This is a genomic window from Methylobacterium marchantiae, assembly GCF_042679825.1.
Lineage (GTDB): Bacteria > Pseudomonadota > Alphaproteobacteria > Rhizobiales > Beijerinckiaceae > Methylobacterium > Methylobacterium marchantiae.
Window position 1 is genome coordinate 160,111 of record NZ_JBHTND010000007.1, and the last position, 6,871, is coordinate 166,981.

The window sequence follows — 6,871 nt, forward strand, 5'->3', positions numbered from 1 at the left end:
ACCATGAAGTTCGACACTCCCGCGACCCGGAACCCGATCGACCAGCTCAAGGTCGTCGGCAAGGCCACGGACCGGATCGACGGTCCGTTCAAGACCACGGGCACCGCCCACTACGCCTATGACTGGCACGATCCGAAATCGAAGGCGGCCTACGGCTTCGTCGTCGGCGCGAGTATCGCCAAGGGGCGGATCAAGGCGATGGACCTGAGCGCGGCGAAGGCGGCGCGCGGCGTCCTCGCCATCGTCACGGCCGAGACTGCCGGGCCCCTCGACAAGGGCAAGCTCAACGCCGCCAAGCTCCTCGGTGGACCCGAGATCGAGCATTATCACCAGGCGGTGGCCGTGGTGGTGGCCGAGACGTTCGAGCAGGCTCGCGCCGCCGCGTCCCTCGTCCGTGTCGACTACACCGAGACGCAGGGCGCCTTCGATCTGGCGGCGGTGAAGGATACCGGCAAACCCGAGAAGCTCGCCGGCGCCCCCTCCGACACGTCCATCGGCGATTTCGACGGGGCCTTCGCCGCAGCCCCCGTCCAGCTCGACGCCACCTACACCACGCCCGATCAGGCCCATGCGATGATGGAGCCGCACGCGTCCATCGCCTCCTGGGATGGCGACAGCCTGACGGTCTGGACCTCGAACCAGATGATCGACTGGGGTACGCGGGACCTCGCCCTGACCCTGCGCATGCCGAAGGAGAAGGTCCGCCTCGTCTCGCCCTTCGTCGGCGGCGGGTTCGGCGGCAAGCTGTTCCTGCGGTCGGAGGCCGTGATGGCGGCTCTGGGCGCTCGGGCCGCCAATCGCCCGGTGAAGGTCGCCCTGACCCGCCCCCTCACCTTCAACAACACCGTGCACCGGCCGGCCACGATCCAGCGCATCCGCCTCGGCGCGACGCCGGACGGCACCATCACGGCGATCGGGCACGAGAGCTGGTCCGGCAACCTGCCCGGCGGCAAGCCGGAGGCGGCGGTGCAGCAGACGCGCCTGCTCTATGCGGGTGCGAACCGCATGACCCAGACGCGGCTATCCACGCTCGACCTGCCCGAGGGCAACTCGATGCGTGCCCCCGGCGAGGCGCCCGGCCTGATGGTGCTCGAGATCGCCATGGACGAGATGGCGGAAAAGCTCGGCCTCGATCCGGTGGATTTCCGCATCCGCAACGACACGCAAGTCGACCCGGAGAAGCCGGAGCGTCCGTTTTCCCAGCGCAGCCTCATCGAATGCCTGCGCCAGGGCGCGTCGCGCTTCGGATGGGACAAGCGGATCGTCAAGCCCGGTCAGGTCCGCGACGGGCGCTGGCTCGTCGGCATGGGCGTCGCCGCCGCCTTCCGCAACAACATGAACGTCAAGTCGGGCGCGCGCGTTCGGCTCGACCGGAGCGGCGTGGTGACGGTCGAGACCGACATGACCGATATCGGCACCGGCAGCTACACCATCATCGGCCAGACGGCGGCCGAGATGATGGGGCTGGGACTCGACAAGGTGGTGGTGAGGCTCGGCGATTCCAATTTTCCGGTCTCGTCCGGGTCGGGCGGGCAGTTCGGCGCCAACAGCTCGACATCGGGTGTCTACGCGGCCTGCGTGAAGCTCCGCGAAGCGGTGGCGCAGGCACTCGGCTTCAACTCGGCCGATGCCGTGTTCGAGGATGGCCGGGTCCGCTCCGGCAATCGGTCCGTTCCGCTCGCCGAGGCCGTGAAGGGTGACGACCTCGTGGCGGAGGACACGATCGAGTTCGGCGATCTCTCGAAGAAGTATCAGCAATCGACTTTCGGCGCGCATTTCGTCGAAGTCGGCGTCGATGCGAGCACGGCGGAGATCAGGGTGAGGCGGATGCTGGCGGTCTGCGCCGCCGGACGCATCCTCAACCCGAAATCCGCCCGCAGCCAGGTCATCGGCGGCATGACCATGGGGGTCGGCGCGGCGCTGATGGAGGAGCTGGCGGTGGACACGAAGCGCGGCTTCTTCGTCAACCACGATCTGGCCGGCTACGAAGTGCCGGTCCATGCCGATATCCCGCATCAGGACGTCGTCTTCCTCGACGAGACCGATCCGATCTCCTCGCCGATGAAGGCCAAGGGCGTCGGCGAACTCGGCATCTGCGGCGTCGGCGCGGCAGTCGCCAACGCCGTCTACAACGCCACGGGCATTCGCGTGCGCGACTATCCGGTCACCCTCGACAAGCTCCTCGACCGGATGCCCGACGCGGCCTGAACCCTTTCGGATGATCATCGAGGGCGCGTGCCGAACGTGCCCTCGATGAGTTCGTGGTCCGGCTCCGGGTCTCAGACGACGAAGAAGTCGTTGGCTTCGATGGAGGCGACCGCCGTCGCATCGAGCCGCGTGACGACGACGGGCAGAAATTCCGTGCCGGAGCCGTCGGCATCGTAATAGACGAGGTTGTTCCAGGTCGAGACGGCGATCCGGTCGCTGGCATCGAGGTCGCTGGCATCGTAGGTGTCGGTGATCTTGAAGGCGCTGGCCGAGAGCTCGCCGCGTCCGAGGGCGCTGAAGAACGCGTCGTCCAGGTGGATCGTGTCGTCCGCGTGCCGGAAATCGGTGATCAGGTCCGGATTGTTCCCATTCGCCTGTGTGTGGAAGACGAACGTATCGGCGCCGGTACCGCCGGTGAGAATATCGGTCCCGGTGCCCCCGACCAGCACGTCGTTTCCTGCCCGGCCGTTCAGCGTATCGTCCCCGGCCCCGCCTTCGAGACGATTGGCCGAGTTGTTGCCCGACAGGGTGTCGCCGTACTGGGCGCCCTTGACGTTCTCGATGCTGTCGAGAGTGTCCGTATCGACGAAATGGAAGCGATAGCCGGAATCGAGGTGATAGATCTGCTGTTCCTGCGTCGCGGTGCCCCGCTGAAGATCGACGAGGACACGGCCGGAATAGGCGCTGTAATCGACGAGATCGACCCCGCTGCCGCCCGACATGAGGTCGGTGCCGTAGATGTCGATGAAGGTGTCGTTGTCGGCGCCGCCATACATGCGGTCGTTCCCGGCATCGCCCCTGAGCGTGTCGTTCCCATTGGATCCATAGAGAAGATCATCGTGATTGCCGCCGTACAGCCGGTCGCTGCCGGCCCCGCCGTACAGGACGTCCTTGCCGTCCAGGCCGTAGATCCAGTCGGCGCTGGTGGTGCCGACGAGTTCGTCATCCTTGAAGAACCAGTTCTTGTCGCCGCGGATCGTTGCCATGATGGGCCTCCTGAAGTCCGAAGAGCGATGATCGCTCTCCATGACCGGAGATTGCGCCCGACGAAGCCGGCCTTCCGTGATGAGGATCACACAAGCGCGGGGTGAAGGCAGATGACATCGAGCGGCTCGCTCCGCCCGCGCAGGGCGACCCGCTTCGCCCGTCCGGCTTCCGGCAGGTAGAGGCCTGCGACGAGATCCGCGCTCAGGACGATGGCGACGCCTTCCGCCTTCGCTATGTCCATGAGACGGCTCGCCACATTCACCGTGTCGCCGGTGGCGGTGATGTGCTGGTTACGGGCACCTCCGAGCCGTGAGATCACGACGGGCCCCGCATGGGCACCGATGCGCAATCCGGTCGCCGTCCCGGTCTCGGCGGAGAGCCGTGCGATCCACTCGTCGAACTCCGTGAGGAGGGCGAAGGCCGTCTCGACGGCGCGCGCCGCATCGTCGGGCGCGGTCTCGGCCAGACCGAACAGGATCATCGCCCCGTCGCCCATGAAGCTCGTCACCGAGCCGTTGCGGCGGGTGGCGGTGTCCTCGACGAGATCGTGCATCTCCTTCAGCAGCGCGCGTGTCCGAACGGGACCGAGCCGCTCGCTCATGCCGGTGAAGCCGGAGAGATCGAGGAAGAGGATCGCGGCACGCTGCTCCACCGGATCGGCGAGGAAATCCGGTCGAGCCGCCAGCCTCGCCGCCACGGCCGGCGGGTGAAAGCGTAGCAGCCCGTCGCGGGCCGCCGTCAGCCGGCGTTCGCTGTACCGGTCGAGCCAGAGCCGGGCCGCGAGGAACGGAGCGAGGGGGACAATGAGGGCCGCCAGAGGGAGTGCCATCGCGAGCCAGATGCCCTGTGCGAACAGGACGATCGCGGAAAGGACGAAGGCGCCGACCAGAAGAGCCGCGACCGCGACACCGAGGCCGACCCGGCCGATGGACAGCGCGATCACCACGAGGACCGGCAGCGCGAAAGCGATGGCCGCATCGGCGAGGCGCACGCCCGATGTCCGGATCAGGGCGTCGCCGTGCAGCAGATGGGACGCTGCCGTGGCGAGGAGTTCGACGCCCGGCAGGACCGGATCGAACGGCGTGCTCAGCGTATCGCCGCTGGCGAGCGCCGTGGAGCCGATGAAGAGGAGCTTGCCGCGCAGGCTCTCCATGCCGCCCTCGTCCACGACGCGCTTGGCGCTCACGGTCCGGATCGTACCCTGAGGGCCGTAGAATCGCAGGGCCAACCCGGCACCGATATCGATGGGCGTTTCCCGACCCGCCAGCACGACCGAATCCGCGGTCAGGATCGGCTGGCTCGCGGTCGCGACGCCGACGGCTCTCAGCGACAGGGCCGGGTGGAGCGTGTGTCCTTCCGCGATGAGGAGCGGGACATGCCGCGGCGTTCCGGCCTCGTCGCTCGCGACGTTGACGAGGCCGAGCCGCGCCGCCTGCCGCAAGGGCCGGACCGGTCGCAGGATCGCCTGTGCGACGGGGATGTTGGTGATCGGGCCCTGGCTCGCCCGTGCTTCCGGCCCACTGCGCGAGAAACTCGCCGCCATTCCGAGGATCGCGGGCGCGGCGGCCAGCGCCGCCGCGAGTTCCGTGTCGACTTCCGGCGTTCCGGAATCGATGAACAGGATGTCGACCGCGACCGCTTTCGGCGCCGTGGTCGCCAGCGCGCGCAGGAGCCTGGCAATATAGGGTCGCGGCAGCGGATAGGCCCCCGCCGCGGCGATGGTCGCATCGTCGATGGCGATCACGACCACATCCTCGGGCGCCGGTCTCGGCCCGAGGATGGAGAATCGCAGATCGGTGAGGGCCGCCTCGATCCGGTCGAAGGACGCGGCCTCGCCGCGCAGATGCGGGAGAACGAGGAAGAGGCTCCAGCCGCAGCAGAATGCCACCGCCGCGACAGCGAGGGCGAGATGCGGCGGGACGCGCCTCCACATCAGCGGCCGAAACGGGCCAGGAGGTGGAGGCGCCGTTCCCGCGGCCAGGATTTCGGTGCGAGCGGGCCGCCCGCCGGTCCGACGTCGACCCCGTCGCCCGCGCCGAGGGCGACGGCACCCACGGGCTCTCCCGTCCTGGCGACCCGGACCTTTCCGCTCTGCACGAACACCGCCGAACCGCCCGGTGCCGCATCGACGATCCAGGTGGTGCCCCGCACCGAGGCGATGGCATGGGGCGTACGGACCTGAAACCCGCCGCGCTTCGCCGCGGGATACTCGATGAGCAGCGCTTTGCTCTTCAACTCGGCGGCGTCCGGCCGGCCATCGCGATCGTCGTCGATCAGCGTGTAGGCGGCCCCCTTCTCGGCCGTGATCCTGAATCCGCTGTCACAGGTGAGGACCGAGCGGGGCGGATCGCTGAAATCGACGCGATCGCATCCCTTCGTCTGCGCCGCCGCCGCTCCCGGCGACAGGCAGAGCGCCAAGCCGATGAGGCGGAGATGGCGGCCGATTCCGGCGTTGTCGCCGCGCCGGAGACGATCGATACCAGTCGGTGTCATGATGTCGTCCTCGATCCGTCCCGGTCGTTCGTCATGTGTCGGAAGAGGCCAGCCTGGCCATCCGCTGCGGATCAAGCACATGGATCCGGCCTCTTCCGAGTCGGAGGAGACCGCCTCGCTTCCAGATCTGCAACTGCCGGTTCACGCTTTCCCGGGTGGAACCGACGAACAGGGCCAGTTCCTCCTGGGATACGACGATCTCGTCGCCGAAATCCTGGGCGAGCGCCACGAGCCGCCGGAGAAGGCGCTGCTCGAGGGACAGGAAGGCCGCTTCCTCCGTGCGCTGGCTCATCCAGCGGATGCGGGCGCAGAGGAGCTCGATGAACTGCACCGCCACGGAAGGACGGCGCTCGATCATGGCCAGGAGATCGCGGCGCAGGATGACGAAGAGCGTCGTCGGTTCGACGGCGGTGGCGCTCGCGGTGCGGGGCCGGCCGTCGAGCAGGGCGACCTCTCCGAAGACGTCGCCCGAGCTGAGAACGTTCAGCGTGGTGCGGCGGCCATCCTCGGTCTCGTTGCTGATGCGGACCTGCCCGCGCCGGACCGCGTAGAGCGCGTCCCCGGCATCGCCCTTCGCGAAGAGCGTCTGGCCGGTCGCAAGGGAACGCGTGACGCAGAGTTGCGCGACGGCGTCAAGGGTCTCGCCGTCGAGGCCTCCGAAGAACGGGTTCACGGCGAGAAGGCGGGCCAGATCATGCTTCTCGCCCATGTGTCGGACCCGATCTCCGGCTTCGCGGCACGCCGAGAAACATCCGCCGTTGCATCGCCATTCGGCACATCGGTGAACGTCGATGGCGCCGTCAGACTGTGACACGGATCACTCGAGCCGCGAAGGCGGTGCACGGATCGGTCGATGCCGTGCGGGCACGCCGTGAAGCGACGATGCCGGACCGATCCCGCGCGCATCCCGCAGCTCTGCCCAGACCGCTCCCTCGGGCTCGCGGATTTGGCGCCCTGGCCGGAAAGTCGGAAATTCGACCGTTCCGGCAGAGTGTTATCGGGTACTGCCATGGTCCTACGTCATGTCGTTGTCGCGAAAAACCGTCAGCTCTGCGATTTTGGCATTGACGGGTCAGGTCGGTGTGTCTAGAAGCCTGTTCATCGGCGGCGGCCAGCGGGGACTTCGGTTCGGCGGGCGTTGTTTGTGTCTCTGGATACTTTTCGGATGGATTGTCCGGCCTCA

5 protein-coding genes are annotated in these 6,871 nt (G+C 67.8%); 1 reads left to right on the plus strand and 4 read right to left on the minus strand.

The window, feature by feature from the left end; genetic code table 11:
* Positions 1-3 precede the first annotated feature (3 nt).
* Positions 4-2,208: an aldehyde oxidoreductase molybdenum-binding subunit PaoC gene (gene paoC / locus ACFQ4G_RS07590; protein ID WP_238205005.1), complete on the plus strand. Its 2,205-nt coding sequence runs from the start codon at positions 4-6 to the stop codon at positions 2,206-2,208.
* 71 nt (positions 2,209-2,279) lie between these two features.
* On the opposite strand, the gene ACFQ4G_RS07595 is transcribed toward paoC, so the two are convergent.
* The 4 genes from ACFQ4G_RS07595 to ACFQ4G_RS07610 all read right to left on the minus strand — a co-directional run bounded on the left by ACFQ4G_RS07595 (position 2,280) and on the right by ACFQ4G_RS07610 (position 6,397).
* Entirely contained in the window at positions 2,280-3,194 is a 915-nt protein-coding gene (locus tag ACFQ4G_RS07595) for a calcium-binding protein (protein ID WP_379040008.1), read from the minus strand.
* Positions 3,195-3,280: 86 nt separating this feature from the next.
* The gene (locus ACFQ4G_RS07600; RefSeq protein ID WP_238205006.1) at positions 3,281-5,128 is read right to left on the minus strand and encodes a CHASE2 domain-containing protein; all 1,848 of its coding nucleotides are present in this window, start codon (positions 5,126-5,128) and stop codon (positions 3,281-3,283) included.
* On the minus strand, positions 5,128-5,688 hold the full coding sequence (locus ACFQ4G_RS07605; protein WP_238205008.1) for a FecR domain-containing protein: 561 nt from the start codon (positions 5,686-5,688) through the stop codon (positions 5,128-5,130). The genes ACFQ4G_RS07600 and ACFQ4G_RS07605 overlap by 1 nt, the downstream gene beginning before the upstream one ends.
* A gap of 31 nt (positions 5,689-5,719) precedes the next feature.
* The gene (locus tag ACFQ4G_RS07610; protein ID WP_238205010.1) at positions 5,720-6,397 is read right to left on the minus strand and encodes a Crp/Fnr family transcriptional regulator; all 678 of its coding nucleotides are present in this window, start codon (positions 6,395-6,397) and stop codon (positions 5,720-5,722) included.
* Positions 6,398-6,871: the final 474 nt, after the last annotated feature.